General features: G+C 40.3%; 18 protein-coding genes and 1 pseudogene. 14 read left to right on the forward strand and 5 right to left on the reverse strand.

Annotated features, from left to right (window positions below):
- Positions 1-78: 78 nt before the first annotated feature.
- Both ACY8D0_RS23620 and ACY8D0_RS23625 read left to right on the forward strand, forming a co-directional pair.
- Complete coding sequence (locus ACY8D0_RS23620) at positions 79-804, forward strand: 3-ketoacyl-ACP reductase (RefSeq protein ID WP_462412893.1); 726 nt, start codon at positions 79-81, stop codon at positions 802-804.
- Positions 805-940: 136 nt separating this feature from the next.
- A complete protein-coding gene (locus ACY8D0_RS23625; RefSeq protein WP_462412894.1) occupies positions 941-2302 on the forward strand; it encodes a dipeptidase in 1362 nt (453 codons plus the stop codon).
- An 83-nt stretch (positions 2303-2385) separates the two neighbouring features.
- On the opposite strand, the gene ACY8D0_RS23630 is transcribed toward ACY8D0_RS23625, so the two are convergent.
- The gene (locus ACY8D0_RS23630) at positions 2386-2742 is read right to left on the reverse strand and encodes an ArsR/SmtB family transcription factor (protein ID WP_462412895.1); all 357 of its coding nucleotides are present in this window, start codon (positions 2740-2742) and stop codon (positions 2386-2388) included.
- Positions 2705-2944, reverse strand: coding sequence for a hypothetical protein (locus ACY8D0_RS23635; RefSeq protein WP_462412896.1), 240 nt, complete (start codon positions 2942-2944; stop codon positions 2705-2707). The genes ACY8D0_RS23630 and ACY8D0_RS23635 overlap by 38 nt, the downstream gene beginning before the upstream one ends.
- A gap of 510 nt (positions 2945-3454) precedes the next feature.
- Here ACY8D0_RS23635 and ACY8D0_RS23640 point away from each other — a divergent pair.
- From ACY8D0_RS23640 to ACY8D0_RS23650, 3 genes are all read left to right on the forward strand, one after another.
- The gene (locus tag ACY8D0_RS23640) at positions 3455-5710 is read left to right on the forward strand and encodes a PxKF domain-containing protein (RefSeq protein ID WP_462412897.1); all 2256 of its coding nucleotides are present in this window, start codon (positions 3455-3457) and stop codon (positions 5708-5710) included.
- Positions 5711-6145: 435 nt separating this feature from the next.
- Positions 6146-6466 (forward strand): YbjQ family protein, encoded by a 321-nt coding sequence (locus tag ACY8D0_RS23645; protein ID WP_462412898.1) that lies wholly within the window; start codon positions 6146-6148, stop codon positions 6464-6466.
- Between the two features lie 2 nt (positions 6467-6468).
- A complete protein-coding gene (locus tag ACY8D0_RS23650; RefSeq protein WP_462412899.1) occupies positions 6469-6693 on the forward strand; it encodes a hypothetical protein in 225 nt (74 codons plus the stop codon).
- A 69-nt stretch (positions 6694-6762) separates the two neighbouring features.
- On the opposite strand, the pseudogene ACY8D0_RS23655 reads toward ACY8D0_RS23650, so the two are convergent.
- Positions 6763-7290: pseudogene (locus tag ACY8D0_RS23655) on the reverse strand (CueP family metal-binding protein); the annotation flags it as partial.
- Positions 7291-7574: 284 nt separating this feature from the next.
- Here ACY8D0_RS23655 and ACY8D0_RS23660 point away from each other — a divergent pair.
- From ACY8D0_RS23660 to yfcE, 4 genes are all read left to right on the forward strand, one after another.
- Positions 7575-9965, forward strand: coding sequence for an immune inhibitor A domain-containing protein (locus tag ACY8D0_RS23660; protein WP_462413164.1), 2391 nt, complete (start codon positions 7575-7577; stop codon positions 9963-9965).
- Between the two features lie 186 nt (positions 9966-10151).
- The gene (locus ACY8D0_RS23665) at positions 10152-10568 is read left to right on the forward strand and encodes a CidA/LrgA family protein (RefSeq protein ID WP_462412900.1); all 417 of its coding nucleotides are present in this window, start codon (positions 10152-10154) and stop codon (positions 10566-10568) included.
- Positions 10546-11232 carry an LrgB family protein gene (locus ACY8D0_RS23670; RefSeq protein WP_462412901.1) on the forward strand — a complete coding sequence of 229 codons (687 nt, stop codon included), beginning with the start codon at positions 10546-10548 and terminating at the stop codon, positions 11230-11232. The genes ACY8D0_RS23665 and ACY8D0_RS23670 overlap by 23 nt, the downstream gene beginning before the upstream one ends.
- Positions 11233-11285: 53 nt before the next feature.
- Positions 11286-11834 (forward strand): phosphodiesterase, encoded by a 549-nt coding sequence (gene yfcE / locus ACY8D0_RS23675; RefSeq protein WP_462412902.1) that lies wholly within the window; start codon positions 11286-11288, stop codon positions 11832-11834.
- 82 nt (positions 11835-11916) lie between these two features.
- Here the strand turns inward: yfcE and ACY8D0_RS23680 are convergent, their stop codons facing one another.
- Positions 11917-12414, reverse strand: coding sequence for a hypothetical protein (locus tag ACY8D0_RS23680; protein WP_462412903.1), 498 nt, complete (start codon positions 12412-12414; stop codon positions 11917-11919).
- Between the two features lie 128 nt (positions 12415-12542).
- A complete protein-coding gene (locus ACY8D0_RS23685) occupies positions 12543-12884 on the reverse strand; it encodes a replicative helicase loader/inhibitor (RefSeq protein ID WP_462412904.1) in 342 nt (113 codons plus the stop codon).
- A 473-nt stretch (positions 12885-13357) separates the two neighbouring features.
- Here ACY8D0_RS23685 and spo0A point away from each other — a divergent pair, with 473 nt between their 5' ends.
- The 5 genes from spo0A (at position 13358) to ACY8D0_RS23710 (ending at position 17564) form a co-directional block, all read left to right on the forward strand.
- Positions 13358-14149: a sporulation transcription factor Spo0A gene (spo0A, locus tag ACY8D0_RS23690; protein WP_462412905.1), complete on the forward strand. Its 792-nt coding sequence runs from the start codon at positions 13358-13360 to the stop codon at positions 14147-14149.
- Between the two features lie 62 nt (positions 14150-14211).
- Entirely contained in the window at positions 14212-15930 is a 1719-nt protein-coding gene (locus ACY8D0_RS23695) for an ATP-binding protein (RefSeq protein ID WP_462412906.1), read from the forward strand.
- A 201-nt stretch (positions 15931-16131) separates the two neighbouring features.
- Positions 16132-16578: a hypothetical protein gene (locus ACY8D0_RS23700; protein WP_462412907.1), complete on the forward strand. Its 447-nt coding sequence runs from the start codon at positions 16132-16134 to the stop codon at positions 16576-16578.
- Between the two features lie 2 nt (positions 16579-16580).
- A complete protein-coding gene (locus ACY8D0_RS23705) occupies positions 16581-16808 on the forward strand; it encodes a helix-turn-helix transcriptional regulator (protein ID WP_462412908.1) in 228 nt (75 codons plus the stop codon).
- A 24-nt stretch (positions 16809-16832) separates the two neighbouring features.
- Positions 16833-17564, forward strand: a complete 732-nt coding sequence (locus ACY8D0_RS23710) for a DUF4386 domain-containing protein (protein ID WP_462412909.1) — start codon at positions 16833-16835, stop codon at positions 17562-17564.
- Positions 17565-17847: the final 283 nt, after the last annotated feature.

A 17847-nucleotide genomic window follows, 5' to 3' on the forward strand; every position in this document is an offset into this window, starting at 1 on the left:
AGAATCGAAAGTTTTGAGCATACTGTTAGATTAATTATTCCACAATACTATAATGAGATGTGGAAGGAGTTGTTGATTATGGCACAATCATTAAATGGAAAAACGGCATTTGTCACTGGTGCCGGAAAAGGGATTGGCCGGGCAGTTGCGCTGGCGCTAGCAAAAGAAGGGGTTAACGTCGGGCTGCTTGCTAGAACTGAGACCGACTTAAAGGATACCGTCAGAGAAGTGGAAGGTTTAGGAGTGCGAGCTGCCTATGCGGCCGTTGATGTTTCTTCTCAGGAAGAAGTGGACCAAGCCATTAAAAAAATAACGGACGAGCTAGGTGCAGCTGATATTCTGATTAATAATGCAGGAATCGGCGGATTTGCCACATTGTTAGACATGGATCCTAAAGAATGGAAGAGAATCATTGATGTCAACTTAATGGGTCCGTATTATGTCACACGTGCGGTACTTCCGCAATTAATGGAGAAAAACGGTGGCGATATCATCAACATTTCGTCTACAAACGGGCTAAACGGCGCGGCCACATCAAGTGCCTATAGTGCGTCCAAATTCGGATTGATTGGCTTAACGGAATCATTGGCCCAAGAAGTCCGCCGAAACAATATCCGCGTTACCGCCTTAACGCCAAGCACGGTTGCTACTGAACTTGCGGTGAAAACGAACTTAATCGCAGAAAACAATGACCAAAAATTCATGCAGCCGGAAGACATTGCCGAAGTAATCGTTTCTCAATTAAAATTGCATCCGCGTATCTATGTGAAAACTGCAAGCATGCTGGCAACAAACCCATTCTAAATAAATTTCGTGCAAAAAGGGCACCTCTCGTTGGGAAACATGAGGGGGCCTTTTTAAATACAAAGAGTTGATTTTAGGTTTTCTCCATTACTTTTGTATAAAATAGAATAGATAATAAAAAGGAAAAGGTGATAACATGAGTCAATTATCCGAAATTGTCTCCAAAAATCATGAAAAAAATCTCGAAGAATTAAAAGAATTGCTTCGGATTCAAAGCATAAGTGCCATATCCGAACATAAACCGGATGTTCAAAAGGCAGCCTCATGGATTGCCAATGAATTAGAAAGAATTGGCATGGAACATGTAGAAATCGCCCAGACAAAAGGTCATCCCATCATTTATGCCGATTGGCTTCATCAGGAAAATGCCCCGACCGTATTGGTATACGGCCATTATGACGTACAGCCTGTTGACCCTGTTCATTTATGGGAAACTCCTCCATTTGAACCGACCATCCGTGATGAAAAGATCTTTGCCAGAGGGGCAACCGATGACAAGGGACAGATGTTCTTACATATCAAAGCAGTGGAAACTTTATTGGAGTCGGAAGGAAAACTGCCGGTTAACGTGAAATTTTGCATTGAAGGGGAAGAGGAAATTGGAAGTCCAAATCTGCCAGGGTTCCTTTCCGAAAACCATGAAAAACTAGCCTGTGATGTGGTGGTAATTTCCGATTCCGACATGTGGGACAGAGGCGTCCCTGCGATTACCTATTCACTAAGAGGCCTTTGTTCATTGGAATTCTCCCTTAAGACGGCTAATTCCGATTTGCACTCTGGCATGTTCGGCGGAGGAGTACAAAACGCCAACCATTTATTAGTACAGCTCCTATCCACCCTTCATGACGAAAATGGAAAAATCAATGTGAAGCATTTTTATGATGATGTCGTGGAGCTGACAGAATTTGAAAAGGATCAAATTAAAGCATTAGGCTTCAATGAGGAGAAGCTAAAACAATCGTTAGGGCTAACGGACCTAACGGGAGGGGAACACAATTATCCTTATCCTGAGAGAATCAGTTCCCGGCCAACATTGGAAATCAACGGCTTATGGGGCGGATTCCAAGGAGAAGGCACAAAAACAGTAATTCCGAACGAGGCGCATGCCAAAATCACCTGCCGTTTAGTCCACAATCAAAATCCTGAAAAAGTTCAGCAATTACTTAAGAAGCATCTGGAAGAGCATGTGCCAAAAGGATGTACCATAAAAATATCGCTTGGCGATACGGGAAATCCATTTTTAACACCGATTGACAGCCCAATGATCCAAAAAGCGGCGGAAGCTTATGAGGATGTGTATGGGAAAGCGCCTGTTTATAAAAGAGAAGGCGGCTCGATCCCAATTGTTTCGGATTTCAACCAAGCACTGAACGCTCCTGTCGTCTTAATGGGATTCGGTTTGCCGGATGAAAACCTTCACGCTCCGAACGAACATTTTAACTTGGAGAACTTTGATAAAGGCATCCTGACGATTTGTTCCTTTTTAAAACGGGTATAAAAGGTGAAATCATTTTAGGCTGAAACATTATAAAAACAGACAGAACCGGGAGTGTTGTTCAACACATCCCGGTTCTCTTCCAACTAATCGTTTTCTTCTACATATTTTTTAAGAGCAGACAGTTTGTCTTCCCAATAATGTTCAAAAAAGGTCAGCCAATCTTGTATTTGAACTAACGGTTGCGGTATAAGCCTATAACGGGTTTCACGTCCTGCCTTCCGACTCCTGACAAGGCCTGCGTCAGAAAGAATGTGAAGATGCTTATTCACGGCCGTGCGGGTGATGGGAAAGCAATCCACCATTTCAGCTATCGACATTTCTCTTTCCGCAAGCAACTTTAACATATTGCGGCGGGTGGGGTCTGAAATGGCTTGGAAAACATCGTGTTTCGATTCGTCGGCCTTATTGATCGCCGAAACTCCCGGCAAATTGCTTCGCAACTGCTTGAATCTCCGGTAATTTTTCTGGCTTAATAATGCTCATCATCTTAGGGACAAACTTTTCGACATCCTCTTTTGTAAAAGTGCCTTCATCCTGTTTCTTGAAGTTTTCTGCAAGTATTGCTCTTGCTTCATCCTCCTTGCCTTCTTGAACCCTTTGCAAAATAAAATTTAAAAACATTTCCTGGCCTTGCTTGTCCATATTATTGCCTCCTAAAAAAACAAAATATAACACCAAATAGTGTCGCTTTTATTATATCACCAAAAGATATCGAGTCCAAACATTATCATTTTTATTTTTCCAAAAGGATCATGCAGTTATTAAAATTCACTAATTTATTTAAAAAATTAGTAAATTTTTACCTGTTTCTGGAATGTACAACATGTTAAGATGTAAGCGATTTCCAGAAAAGAGGGGTGGTGGGATAGGACAAACATTTCAAGTAAATTTTTACTAAAGCTCTTTTTTGAATGTACTCATTTATCAGTATTAATTTGGCAGCTCCATTTCTGAGCATCAAAACTCTTCATAGAATCCTTATCACATTGAAAGAACATCTTATACAACCTCACTTTGAAAATACTTCGGTGCTATTAAATAAATTCTAAATTGCAAACGTGAACATTGTGGTAGCCAGATAACTGAATCGTGTTAATAGAAGGGCTTATCAATATTGTAATAAATTACTTTTAATCAATAGGGGAGAAGGATATGTTAAAAAAATCAAAAACGTTACTAGCTACGATGGTATCTTTATCACTAGTGACTGAATTTGTACCATTAAGCCAACAGGCATTTGCGGATACTGAAGTACATACAAATCTATCAGCCCCAAGTGAAGTTTTAATTCCTGCAGTTACCCAAACCTCTATTTCCTTGAACTGGAAGCCTGTAGAGGGTGCCTCAGGTTACAATGTTTATAGGGCTAAATTGGGTTATAAAGATTATAAGCTTATTGGCAACACACAAACTACAGATTTTACTGATGCCACTGTAGAAAAAGATTCAAGTTATTTATACAAAGTATCGGCCGTAAATGCCTCCGGGGAAGGGAATCGATCGGCAGAGGTGTTAGGCATGACACAGTGGTCCTTTCCAAACCTAATCAGCAAGATTGATATCAGCGCAGCCGGAACCGGCAATCGAATGCGTATCGGTGACTTGAATGGAGACGGGCGTTACGATCTTTTAATGGTGCAGCCAGCCTATGTAAAAGATGATGCCCGTAATCCTCGTTATGTAGCCCACCTGGCAGCCTATGATATTGAAGGAAACCTTTTATGGGAGCAAGGAAAAGTGGACCCGAGGGTGACAACGAGCGGAGCGGATGAGCCTGCTCAGGTCTATGATATTGATGCAGATGGCGAAAACGAAGTGCTGACCGTTATGCAGATGGGAGACGATACAGAAAAATATTTTTATATTTTTAACGGGAAAACGGGTGAGGTAAAGAAAAAGTTTAAACTCCCGAGTCAAAGAGCCCATGATGCGATTTTTATCGCCAATTTCTCAGGCAACCCCACTCCACAGGATATTTTATTAAAGGATCGATATTCAGACATTTGGGCCTTAGACAATGATGGCAATCAGCTTTGGCATTATGATGGAAAAACTGGTCATGGCTTGCTTCCTTATGATTTTGACGGGGATGGCAGGGATGAGTTAGTCAACAACTATTCCCTACTTTCTTACGATGGCAAGGAGCTATGGAGAAAGGAATTGCCGGATCATGTTGATACTCACTGGGTAGCGGATTTAAATGGCGACGGTGAGATGGAAATCATTCTTGGCGGTTCTGATACGTATGCCTTTGATGTCAACGGTAACCAAATATTCCGTAATGGTGATACAGTAGAACCGCAGCAAATACTGGTGGGAGATTACCGTATAGACTCTCCAGGCTTGGAGCTGGCAGGTTTGGACCGGGTGAACAGAAGTAACCCAGGCCAGGATGGAATGTTCCTGTTCACTTCAAAAGGCGAAACTCTATACCATGAACAACGTGCGAAGGGCGATTGGGGAAGTATCGTACGTCCTCTTGACAACTGGACAGGCAGCTATTCACCGCTTATTACGGCGTACAGAAGAGGGAAAGATGCAGACCATCCAAATGGTGTCGTGCCAAAGCTTTATGATGGATATTTTAATCCGATTGTTACATTTGATGGACATACGGATGCTAAAGAGCAGGTAATGGTTGCAGACATGGCTGGTGATTCCAGAGATGAATTAATTGTATATAACCTTACAGGGGACCTTTCAGCCTATATATATTCGAATGGTACTAGCAATCTAAAGGAACATATTACAGGTGCAACACGGATGTCTGACTTCCGAAACTACAACTTCAGCCGTTATGATTCCCGAAGATATGATTTGACCATTAAAAACCTCGTCCCAGCAGGGATTAAAGCCGCTGTTAACAATAGCGCGGATATGGATGTAAGCTGGATTCCTGTATTAGGTATTGAGAAATACAATATTTATCGTTCCTCCACTCCGGATGGACAGTATGAAAAAATTGGAACTTCTTCTATCCCTGAGTTTACTGACAAAACGTCACCTATCGGCACCTCTTACTATAAAGTGACGGCAGTGAACAGCGAAGGAGAATCGAATTTGCCGATTGTCGCAGCCAGCGATACGATCAATTCAAGCGGAATTCTTGCACCTGTTAAAACAGATGGATCGTCATCCCACAAGGCAGGCAGCACGATTCCGGTGAAGTTCCAGTTAACGGATAAAGATGGCAATTACCTGACTGGCGCAGCGGCAAAGATTTATGTAGAAGACGCAAATGGCGTATCCGCCAGTTCAGCCGTAAATGATAATTCGTTCCGCTATGATGCTGATGCAAATCAATATATCTTCAATCTCAGCACGAAGTCCATGTCTGCCGGCGACTATAAAGTTAGGGTCGATGTGGGTGAGCGTACGATTTATTCTTTCAAGATTTCTTTAAAATAGGAGACGTGTTTAGCGTATATAAGAGGCAGTGCTATAAGTGTGAAACTTATTGGCGCTGCCTCTTGTTTTTTATAGAAAAATAGAAAGAATGAAAAGACAGTAAAATCTGAGGAATAAATACCTATTTTCGTTATTTATTTATGGAATTTGTTTGCTCGTATAGGCGGTCTAATATCAACTCTATTCTAATAGTATATTCAATGTAGGGAAACGGAGGAGGTTTCAAAGAGATATTCATGAGCTAGAAAAAAAGGACTCAGCATGTTCAATATTTTTTGTCTAAACTGCAAATCAGCGAAAGTTAATTATCGTTTTTTATATAAAAATAGACCCTGCAAGACACCGATTTTATTTTAAAAAAACAATGGTATATTATACCAGCTGGAAGTACAATGAACATATAGACAATCCAATTACAAAGGAGGGGATTTTATAATGATTATTGTCACGACGGAAAGAATAGCAAACTATAAAATTACAGAAGTAAAGGGACCGGTATTCGGGTTGACAGTTCGGGCACGCGGACTCGGAAAGGACATCATGGCTTCCTTGAAGGGACTTGTCGGCGGAGAAATCAATCAATATACAGAAATGCTGGAAGATGCCCGAAAACAAGCAATCGATCGGATGGTTGTAAATGCCCAAGCGATGGGAGCCAACGCTATTACTATGATGCGCTTTGACTCCGGTGAAATTGGCCAAAATATGAGTGAAATTGTCGCTTATGGCACGGCTGTTATCGCAGAAGAGGAATAGCGATGAAGTGGATTCTTGGCTATTTCGGCTTTCAAATCCTTATTGTGGTTATTCTATTCATCGGTTCTTGGTTTATCTGGGACCGGCGCTTTAAAAAAAAGCATGGCCAGCAAGTGCCCGAGGGCTTTGTCCGAACAAATGAAGTGTCCATAGATCCGACAACCAATAAAAAATTAACCGTTTATTTTAACCCGGATACCGGAGAGAGATTTTATAAAGAAGAATAAAAGATTATAGGGATGGTTCTGCTGGTTGCTTTGGCCACGTAAACCGTCCCTATAATTTTTTATAACAGCTTGCATGCTGGTAATACAAGTAGCGTCATTTTCAAATGTGGTAATTTGGGATTCCGCCTTTTTTCCTTCATGAGTAATCTTGACCTTATAGGTTTTGTCACGCGGGAGCCACAGGTCGATAAAACCGTTCGATTGGGAGGTAACCGCTTTGTCCACGACCACATTCCCCTCCGTGTCTTCAACATACACCTCAAATTTTTCTTTTGCCAGTTCACCTTGACAACCTGTCAAGCTATGATTCGTTCAAGGATGGGTCTGTTGGTTATAAGGTGCAATCGACACAAAGAACTCATCTTTCGGCAAATCATACACGGTCTCTTTTCCTGCCTTGTCCGTGACAATAAGTTTCTCCGAGGTGATGGAAGCATTTTGGTCCTTTATATTGTGTGCACTATAATCACGTACCAATGCTTTAATGTCACTTGGTTTATTTCCTTTTGCAGCAGTTCCCTCATCTGAACTGTTCCCGCTGCAAGCGGCCAACAAACTGGCAGCCAGTAAGGTAACTGTCATGAGTTTTAGTTTCATAGTTTGAAATTCACCTCCATTCCCTTTATATACTCTACTCTAGTATACTATAGGAAATTTCCAACCCAACAAAGGTCACAATAAATTCAAGAAATCCTCATGGAAACGTTCTAGTAATTTACCACAACCCCTATTTTTCCAACTAGTTAAAATAGTCTGAAAGTACCGTTGTTTATTTAGGGTCCCGGAGTATAATGGTTATTACGACTAAAATATTATTTTTTTAGAATATTAGTTTTATATAATTAGGGGGAATAAATTTGAGCTGGAAAAAGAGAATCAGCATGCCATTATTTTCTGCGGGACTTGCATTTAGCGCTTTTGCACCCGGTGTTGTAAGTCAACAAAACTTGAATGCACCGGCATTAAAGGTGACCGCGAAAGAATCAGCGCCGGTTGATTTAGCGATTGCCAATAATGACCGGTTAATTGAAATGCTAAAGAAAAATGGCACCATCGCCAAAGATGCCAATGCTGCGGAAGCAGAAAAGGCATTACAACAGTATCTTCATAAGCTAGCAACGAATGCGGCAACTGGCAAGAGTGAAAATGAGTTTGCTAAAAAGCAGTCTGAGTTAAAAGCAAAAGTGAAAGCCGAAATGGATTCTAACGGAATTACAACAGGAAAAGGCAATAAATTGGGACAAGCTAAACAAAACACAGTTGCACCAGTGCAAAAAGAAGGTTGGGATGGACAAGAGCGAAAAGATGAGGTACTTGTTCTTTTAATTGATTTTCCAGATCTTCCCCACGGTCAATTAAGTAAAGATGAAACCGATATGTACTATAGTGGTTCCGACGCCTATTCCCACCAGCATTATCAAGATATGATTTTTGGTGATAATGGTTATGTTGGTCCAAATGGAAAGACATTGATTTCCATGAAGCAGTTCTATGAACAGCAATCTGGCGGAAGCTATAGCGTTGAAGGTGAAGTTGCGGGCTGGTATACAGCAAAGAATCCGGCTGCTTATTATGGTGCTCATACTGAAAATGATGATAACGACATAGATCCTAGAGCGCTTATTAAGGAAGCGTTAGCGGATGCAGCTAAAGACCCTAAGGTAGGGGATTTAAATAAGTACGATAAAGAGGATCCTTATGATTTAGATGGCGACGGCAATACTCGTGAAACCGATGGAATTATCGACCACTTAATGGTCATTCACTCTGGTGTAGGGGAAGAAGCAGGCGGGGGAAAAATTGGCGAAGATGCTATTTGGTCACATAGCTGGGATTTGGGCGGAGTATCTAATATACCAAATACTAAATCAGACGTCCCTTATTGGGGCGGGGAATTAGCTGGACTCGCTTACACAGTTGAACCAGAAGATGGTGCTGCAGGGGTATTCGCCCATGAATTCGGCCACAACCTTGGATTGCCAGATGAATATGACACCATCTATAGCGGTGCAGGTGAAGCAGTCAGCTACTGGTCCATTATGTCAAGCGGAAGCTGGACAGGGAAAATTCCTGGAACAGAGCCATCTGGATTCAGCCCATACGATAAAGAATACTTACAGCAGTCCATGACAACTGACAGCTTTACGCCAAATTGGCAGACCGGAAGTGAAATTAACGTAAGTGACGTGACTTCGAAAGGCCAGGAATACTTGCTTGATGAGGCGAGTTCAAAAGGAACAAATAACGACGTGGTAAAAGTGAATCTCCCTGATAAGGTGACGGTTGTGAACACTCCGGCAAGTGGAAAGTCAGAGTATTTCAGTGGAAGCGGCAATAATTTGTCCAATGAAATGTCAACAACAGTTGATTTAACCAACGCAGCATCGGCCCAATTAACATTTAAGACTTGGTATTCTATTGAGCAAGATTATGATTATGCTACGGTTCGTGTGAACGGTACACCAATTAAGGGTAACATCACAACTACTGACAATCCTCAAGGATCAAATCCTGGAAATGGTATTACAGGAGATTCAGATGGGAAATGGGTAGATGCTACATTTGACTTGTCACAATTTGCCGGCCAGTCCGTAAAACTTAGCTTTAATTACGTCACAGACGGTGGTTTAGCACTTCCAGGATTCTATGTGGATGATGTAAAAGTAACGACTGATGGACAGGCTGTTCTTTCCGATGACGCCGAAGGAGCTGCACAATTCGCATTCAAAGGTTTCGCAAAATCCGATGGGACAAAGAAAACAAGCCAATACTATCTATTAGAATGGAGAACCCATAATGGTTCTGACTCAGGTTTAGCCAATGTAAACCGTAAAGGAACGATGCTTTCATACGACCAAGGTTTAGTAGTTTGGTATGTAGATAATTCCTATGATAACAACTGGGTAGGAGCTGGCTACCACCCTGGTGACGGCTTCCTAGGAGTAGTAGATGCAGACCAGCATAATAATGTTTGGTTAGATAAGACCAAAACAACTTCAGCTTCTGTTGATAAATTATTAGGCTCAAACAGCTATCAAATGCACGACGCTGCATTCAGCCTAAACAAAGGCAGCGATGTAACAATTGGCGATCCATCTTTCTATCTAAAAGACAACTTCACCCAAAGCAATGCGTTGTTTGATGATAGCAAGGACTACAGCAACCCACAATTACCGGATGTTGGCCGCAATATTCCAAAGTTCGGACTTAAGGTTCGCGTAGTCGGCCAAAGTGCAGATGGGACGGTTGGCAGAATCTTAGTATTTAAATAAACATACTATCATGTAAAAGGGTTAGTCCTAGCGAGGGCTAATCCTTTTATATTTCATACAAAAATCTCTCCATCTAACGCTTGCCCTGAAAAAAAGGTTAATAATTATGATGGCCTGCATTCATTCTTTTCAAATCTGTCTGCCCTTGATAAAGTAGTATCATAACTTAAAAGGAAAGAGAAAGGGATGTCTTTGGTGAAAAATGCCTTCCTATTTGTCGCTCAACTAGTCTTTATTTGGGCTATTTATGCATTTTCAAAATACTTAGTGGAGAACTTTCATATTCCAATTCCATCGAGTGTATTGGGGATGGTCATTTTATATGTCCTGTTATCTTGTAACATCATTCAGGTAAGGTTTATCGAGAAGGGAGCAGCCTTTTTAAACAAGCACTTAGGCTTTTTCTTCGTTCCGATTGCCGTGGGCTTAATGAACTATGGAGGATTGATCAAAGCACATGGACTTCAATTGCTGCTCATGATAGCAGGCAGCACGATGATTGGACTAGCGATAACGGCCGGAATAACCCAGTATTTGACGAAGAAAGATAGAAGCGCATCCGAGGAGGATAAGACTTACCATGGACAGTCTCACTCTGCTTAATATTCTCATTACAATTGCTGTGTTTATAGGTGCAACCAAACTGGCAAAGCGTGTGCCATCGCCGTTTACTACACCGATCCTAACAGCCACAATCGTCATTATCGCTGTTTTGAGCTTGCTGCATATTAGCTATAAAGACTACACGATGGCAAAAGATTGGATGACCTTTTTGTTAGGGCCTGCTACTGTTGCTCTTGCAGTGCCTATGTATAATAATCAAAATATTATAAAGGAAAAATTAAAGCCAGCTGTCTTGGGTTTGGTCATCGGAACCATCGCCACGATTACCTCTGCCGTTTGGCTTTCGAAATTATTGGGTTTATCCGACACCATCCAAGCAACGTCTGCTGTAAAAGCTGTTACAACGCCTGTGGCCATTGAGGCGGCAGCCATTATTGGTGGAAACCCTCCCCTTGCAGCAGCATTTGTCATTACAGCAGGTATTTTTGGGGCCGTGCTGGGACCTATCTTATTAACGTTTATGAAAATTACAGACCCCTTTTCTCGGGGGCTCGGTATCGGTACGGTTTCCCATGGGATTGGCACCAGTCAAATCATGATAGAGGGTCCGATTCAAGGAGCCGTTTCTAGTATGGCAATGGGCTTTGCGGCGATTATTACTTCAATCCTTCTGCCATGGCTTTATCCTTTTATACAGTTTTAATATAATGGTTATAAAAATAGTGGCGGTTGACGCTGAATGTGAGGGATGAAAAGATGAAGCTGGGAATTATTAGCGATACACATGGGGGTTATGAAAATACTCTAAGAGCTTTGGAACTGCTGAAAGGCGCGGAACAAATTTGCCATATCGGTGATGTCCTCTATCATGGCCCGCGCAACGATATTCCAGAAACCTATAATCCGAAACAATTAGCTGAATTTCTCGCAGGGCGGTCAGATATTGTCTATGTCCGTGGCAATTGCGATGCGGATGTTGATGAGATGGTGTTGGAGCAGGACCTTTCCCAAAAGTCACGGGTAATCAGCTTTGACAACTATAAGTTTTATCTTGTACATGGCTATGAAGAAACGGAAGAAGAACGAATCCAGCGGGCCAAAGAGCTAGGGTGCCATGTCGTGATTTCTGGCCATACGCATGTCAAGGTGCTCAGGGAACAGGATGGAATCATTATGCTGAACCCAGGAAGCACCACCATTCCAAAGGATGGGACAAGCTCATTTGCGTTTTATGAAAATGGACAAATTGAGCTTTGGGATTTGGACAGCCAAACGGTAATAAAAGTATTACAATTGAATAAGTAGCAAAAAGGCGGAAGTTTTGATTCCAATTGAAAAATTGGTGCCCGTCACTGCCCATTTTTGGGTGGTGTCGGGCACTTTTCTATTAAACCGGAAAAAGCATATGGATTAAAAACAAAACGGTGAAAATCATTGCCATGGTTCTGTGGAATCTTTTCCGAAATCCGGATGCTTTTTTGTGGCGCAAATATCCTGCCAGCAGAGTGACCAAAAGAAACAGGAACGACAAATATCCCATCAGCAGTTTGGCCTGACCGTATCCTATGGCAGGGCCAATCTGAGAAAGATTACTTCCACTATGTCCGATAATAAGAATAGTAGAGGTAATGGCAATTTTAATATGCCATTTCATAAAACTGGCCAGGGAAGCAAGCCAAACCTTTATGTCTCTTTGTTTGATTTTCCGAATCAGCAAAAAAATAAAATACATATTGATATTAAAGATAAATAGGACTAGGGCTATTTGGGCCAAAAAACGGCTGATGATAATCATTGTGCTTACAAGCGGATGAAAAAACCAAATATAAATAATCGAGCCTGCAATAAGCAAAACATTGGCACTTGTCCAAATCCCTTGATACACGTTTTTTCCTCTTTCTTGTGCTAAACTTTAGTTTATACTCTTACTCTTCCCAAAGAATATTAAACAAATATAATAACCTTCCTGTTTAAAAAAAGAATGTGCCGACATCTAAAAGGGGTGCTTCCGCTTTAAACGGGTTTTCTTGCTGAATATTCAACGAGCCAATTTGGCAGGTGTTTGCTATTGGCATGGTGATGTTCCCGTTCCATTCTTTCGCGGCTTTCCTTCCACCATTCCTGTAACCTATTTGGAAAGTAGTCATTTTCTTTATAAGTAAAAACGGCAATGTCAGCGATGGTAGGAGGGTAGGGACTTAACCTAATGTGGGATTGCAGCTTGGCCATCACTTTTTCAAAATCCATTTGGCCGCAAAATTCAAACCATTGCTGAATTGTCTCATCCTTGAATACAAATTTGGGATAAACCCTTTCCGTCAGCACCAACAGTTTCATTACTTCATCCTTTGTCATAATAATTAATTCCTTTCCCGAAACAGCCGTTCCACCGTTCGGATACGGGTTCTTTCGTTGTTTCCTACAATAGTTACAGATTTTTCTCCGCCTCTAGTTTTGACCGAATGTCCCTTTAGAAATACGTTGCGCTGCTAATTTTCCAGACTCAGGAAAGGACATTCGGTAAAGAGCTATAAACGGGATTAAAAAACTAAATATAGTGAAAATACTTGAAATTTACTATTTCTTACATTAGAATAATATTTTGGATAGGAGAATTTTTGCTCCTATTTGGGTTCAAAAGTCATATTGAGATATTGATTTGAGTTATAGAACACTTTTTATAAATAGGCTGAATGTGCTAGACAATATAATTGAGCTGGTCATAAGTCAAGATGGGTATTAACCTGTCTTGGCTTTTTTTATTTTAACGGGACTATCTTACTATGAATAAACAGTAAATAAATAGATGAAAAGGGGGAGGAGTCAACATGATAAAGATTGCTATCATTGATGATAACGTGGAATTTACAGAGATTCTCAAAGAATACTTATCTATCCAGGAAAATATAGAGGTGATTGGGGTAAAGCATAATGGGGCAGATGGGATGAAGTTAATAAGCGGGGAAGAACCGGATCTCGTTATATTAGATGTAATCATGCCATTTTCAGATGGGCTTTCATTATTGGAAAATCTCTACAAGGAGTACAGACATGTAAAGGTTTTAATACTCACATCGCTAGGCACTGAGCATATAATCAGGAAAGCTAAGGAGTTGGGAGCCGCTTACTTCTTAATGAAACCGGTTGAACTAAACCATTTATATGACACGATCGAGTCTATTTTCTTAAATGAAAGGAAATTCCCCAAAAAGACTTCAGGAAAAAATCAATCTTTGTTGGATAATAAAGGGGAGGATGTAGAATTAAAAATCACTGAAATTCTCCGTTCTATAGGTATTACTGCCAATCTAAAGGGATACTTTTTTTTAAGAGAAGCGATTCAAATGATGGATCATGACGAGCATTCATTGGGGGAAAGTTGGGGTCTGACAACAGCCATATATCCAGCAATAGCAAGAAAGCATCATACGACTGTCAGCCGTGTGGAAAGAGCGATCAGACATGCTATTGAAGTTGGATGGAATCGAGGCAATATGGATGTATTGGAAACCCTATTTGGACATGACCAATGGAAGAATAAACCGAGCAATGGGAAGTTTATTTCCCTTATATCTGACTATCTTAGAGCAAAAAGGCAGGTTGATTCGTCCCGTTTTTAATCAATAGGAAATGATAACGATAAATGCAACTGTACTGCAAATAATAAAACAGGGGTAAAGAGATGTTAGATGTAAATCGTATGAATCATTTTGAAAATATGTCTTCACATGTAAATACTAGAGCTCATATTCTTTATATCTACAACGAGTTAGAAAGATATATTGCCAATGCATTTGATTTTATAGTTGAAGGTTTAGCCCAAAATGAGGTTGTTGCATTTGTGGATATAGATCCAGTGGTTGAAAAAGTTAAGGGAATGATGAAATCGAATGGTCTTGAAATCATCTCTTTTCAGAACTTAATGGTAATGAAAAGCAATGATACCTATCTGGCAGGGGATCATTTTGATGTGAATCAAGCAGAGAATCTAATCAATCGAATAAAACCGTACTTGGAAAAAGGCCATGCCATAAGAACGTGGGGAAATGTTCCTTTTCCTGAGTTTGAATCTACACTTGAAAGAATAAAAATCTACGAAAATATTAGCGACGAACTAGTCTCTCATAACAAGATGATATCTGTCTGTGCCTATAATGGTTTGTTAATCCCTGCCTACGTTCAGAATGAATTAATGAGGTCACATAAGTACTTTATGACAGACAGTGACTTTAGTGTATCACCACTGTACAAAAAGGAAAATGAACGCGCCACATCCAGTGAGGAAATTGAAAGGTTGCGAATCCTGCAAAAACAAAATAAGGAACTAAGTGACCTTAACAATCACCTAACGATAGAAAACAATATTGTTAAATTAAAGAATGAATTGATCGCTCAAAGCGAGCAGAAAATTCGTCATATTATTGACCAACTTCCTATCCCAACGGTTATTAGGAGAGGGACCTGTGTACTCTTATTAAACGAGGAGGCAAAAAAACAATTCTACATTAAAAATGGAAGAATTGAAGAGGAACAATTACACCGTTTCTTTGATAATTACGATATAAACTCTGCACTTTTGGAAAATAAGAAATTAGCAAAACATCAATTTACTTTTCATAATGGTAGTGTCAAATACTACCTAGTAAAATCCATTCAGCTTAATTATGAGGATGAACCAGCAACCCTGCACTCTTTTGTAGATATTACCCATGAGAAAGAAAATGAATTTTTAATGGTCCGTTCTGAAAAAATGAATATTGTGGGAGAACTTGCTGCAAGTATCGCTCACGAATTACGTAACCCACTTACGGCAATAAAGGGTTTCTTTCAGATATTAACTACCGAAAAAGAAGAAAATGAGCTTTATTACAGTGTGATAGAGAATGAACTGGCTCGTATTGAGCAAATTTCAAGTGAATTATTGACGCTGGCAAAGCCCCATTCAGAGAATAAAAGTGATTGTAACATTATTAAACTTATTGATGATGTGATGGTATTGTTAACACCACAGGCAAATATGAAAAATATCGAAATGGTCAAAAGGACCAATACCGAGAGAATAAATTTAAACTGTGAAAATACCAAAATTAAGCAAGTGTTTATTAATTTAATTAAGAACTCAATAGACTCCATGAAGAATCCAGGGAAAATTGTCATTGTTATAGACGAGCAGAAGGAAGACGTTATAGTTAAAGTCATTGATCAAGGCTGCGGTATCCCTAAGGAGCTGTTGGATAAGTTAGGAGAGCCCTTTTATACAACCAAGGAAAAAGGGACAGGTCTTGGCTTGATGGTCTGTTTTCAAATTATTGAAAGCCATAAGGGATCCATTCAAGTCGAAAGTGCGGTTAACGAAGGAACTACGTTTACCATTACTTTACCTTTGAAAAGTAAGGTGTAGTATCGCTGTCTTTTATCAATCATTCCACGCTTTCCCATATTGAAGATTCAACGTAGCCCGGCACATGCAGATAGTAGGCAATGTGCCGGGCTGTTATTTTTGGGTAAAAAGTACTTGACTTGGTGTATAGTTTATATTACATTGTGTATAACAAACTTTACATCATGTCAAAATAAATATACAAGGGGGTGTAAAATAACCATGACTTATCAAGAAAAGAAAAGCATTGTGTCGTTGATTAGCGCCATTCTCATTTTCATCTCGTTTTGTATGTACATGTACCCGCGATATCCCGATGGGGGCTTGGATTCGCTGGAAACCTTTCGCTTTTGGGGTTCTTTCGTTCTTGTCTTGACTTTGGTTTCCATCATTGCCCACATCATAATCAGCATTATTTTCAACATTGTTTTTAGAATGACGACAAAGGAAAAGGAACCAAAATTTGAAGATGAGCTGGATAAGTTAATAGCCTTGAAGGCTTTCCGAAATTCATTTTTTGTGTTTGTCATCGGTTTTCTATTTGCAATGGGATCGCTGGTCTTCTTTCAGCCCTCACAGTGGATGTTCATCATTTTAGTCACTTCAGGATTCATATCCGATGTGACCGGCTCCGTTACAAAACTTTATCATTATCGGAAAGGAGTTTAATCATGGGAAAAAATCTTGTCGGCAATCATATCAGAAAATTACGATTTGAACATGACGAAATGACTCAGCAGCAACTGGCTGACAAGGTAGGCGTAACCAGACAAACCATCGTGGCCCTCGAAAAGGGAAATTACTCCCCATCTTTAGAACTGGCTTTTCGTATTGCTCACGTCTTTGAGCTACCGTTGGAAGAAGTATTCTTTTATGGGGATAGCACAAAGGAGTCATGAATTTATTGGAAGAAGGGGATAAAAATGAATTCAAAAAAGGCGGCAAAGATTGTGGGGACCCTGTTTATACTGGCGGCGGCTGCAGCGATAATAGGAAGTTTTGTTTTCTACGATCCTATCCTGAAAGCCCCCGATTACCTGATGAAAAGTTCGGAACACGCTAACCAACTGATTCTCGGAGCATTCATGGAGTTAATTCTTGTGGTTTCAGCCGTAGGAACCGCAACTACCATGTTTCCTATTTTAAGAAAGTATAATGAAACGATTGCCCTATGGCATGTATGTTTCCGATTCCTAGAAGCAATCATCATCACTGTCGGTGTCATCAGTGTATTGTCCCTAGTAACCTTAGGACGAGAATACACAGCTACAGGTGCCTCTGCTATCGCCTCTTTCGAAGCTTCAGGTATTGTATTAAAAGCAATCCATGACTGGACATTTATGCTTGGTCCTCTTTTTATGCTGGGCATCAATACAATGATGTACAGTTATATATTTTATAAATCCAAGCTCGTGCCCAGATTGATCCCCATCTTGGGTATAACAGGGGCAGCACTTGTGTTTCTTTGTGCTTTGTTAGTCATGTTCGGTGTCATCGCACAAGTTTCTTTTTGGGGCGGTCTATTGGCACTGCCAGTAGCTGCGAATGAAATGATTTTGGCGGTATGGCTAATCTTTAAAGGATTCAATGAATCTGCTCTTTCTTCCTTGCCTTTCAAAAAGAAAAGTGGCCAGATTAGTTCGGCCCACACTTAACCAAGACGGATACAGAGTGAAATGAATGGATGAAACGATGTGCAGCGATTAAAAGCCTATTAAATTTCATATGGTTAATATTGAACAAGAGTAACTGCGGCTGCGGCTACTCTTTTTTTTATAGAATCACATCCAAAAGCACAGAAAATCACTCCCACAGGTTAGAACTAGTAATATGATTTAACAATAATTTTTAGGGTATTTTTTGTTAATAACATGTAAATTTAGAAAATTAATTTGAAATGAATTTTTACATAGTCGAGTGAATGTAAATTACCTGTAA

The sequence above is a fragment of the Neobacillus camarae genome (assembly GCF_054950115.1).

Bases quoted from the DNA above. Each gene is read 5' to 3' on its own strand.
- ACY8D0_RS23620 (WP_462412893.1), top strand. From the start codon at position 79: ATGGCACAATCATTAAATGGAAAAACGGCATTTGTCACTGGTGCCGGA.
- ACY8D0_RS23625 (WP_462412894.1), top strand. From the start codon at position 941: ATGAGTCAATTATCCGAAATTGTCTCCAAAAATCATGAAAAAAATCTC.
- ACY8D0_RS23635 (WP_462412896.1), bottom strand. From the start codon at position 2,944: ATGGACAAGCAAGGCCAGGAAATGTTTTTAAATTTTATTTTGCAAAGG.
- ACY8D0_RS23640 (WP_462412897.1), top strand. From the start codon at position 3,455: ATGTTAAAAAAATCAAAAACGTTACTAGCTACGATGGTATCTTTATCA.
- ACY8D0_RS23645 (WP_462412898.1), top strand. From the start codon at position 6,146: ATGATTATTGTCACGACGGAAAGAATAGCAAACTATAAAATTACAGAA.
- ACY8D0_RS23650 (WP_462412899.1), top strand. From the start codon at position 6,469: ATGAAGTGGATTCTTGGCTATTTCGGCTTTCAAATCCTTATTGTGGTT.
- ACY8D0_RS23660 (WP_462413164.1), top strand. From the start codon at position 7,575: ATGCCATTATTTTCTGCGGGACTTGCATTTAGCGCTTTTGCACCCGGT.
- ACY8D0_RS23665 (WP_462412900.1), top strand. From the start codon at position 10,152: ATGTCTTTGGTGAAAAATGCCTTCCTATTTGTCGCTCAACTAGTCTTT.
- ACY8D0_RS23670 (WP_462412901.1), top strand. From the start codon at position 10,546: ATGGACAGTCTCACTCTGCTTAATATTCTCATTACAATTGCTGTGTTT.
- yfcE (WP_462412902.1), top strand. From the start codon at position 11,286: ATGAAGCTGGGAATTATTAGCGATACACATGGGGGTTATGAAAATACT.
- ACY8D0_RS23685 (WP_462412904.1), bottom strand. From the start codon at position 12,884: ATGACAAAGGATGAAGTAATGAAACTGTTGGTGCTGACGGAAAGGGTT.
- spo0A (WP_462412905.1), top strand. From the start codon at position 13,358: ATGATAAAGATTGCTATCATTGATGATAACGTGGAATTTACAGAGATT.
- ACY8D0_RS23695 (WP_462412906.1), top strand. From the start codon at position 14,212: ATGTTAGATGTAAATCGTATGAATCATTTTGAAAATATGTCTTCACAT.
- ACY8D0_RS23700 (WP_462412907.1), top strand. From the start codon at position 16,132: ATGACTTATCAAGAAAAGAAAAGCATTGTGTCGTTGATTAGCGCCATT.
- ACY8D0_RS23705 (WP_462412908.1), top strand. From the start codon at position 16,581: ATGGGAAAAAATCTTGTCGGCAATCATATCAGAAAATTACGATTTGAA.
- ACY8D0_RS23710 (WP_462412909.1), top strand. From the start codon at position 16,833: ATGAATTCAAAAAAGGCGGCAAAGATTGTGGGGACCCTGTTTATACTG.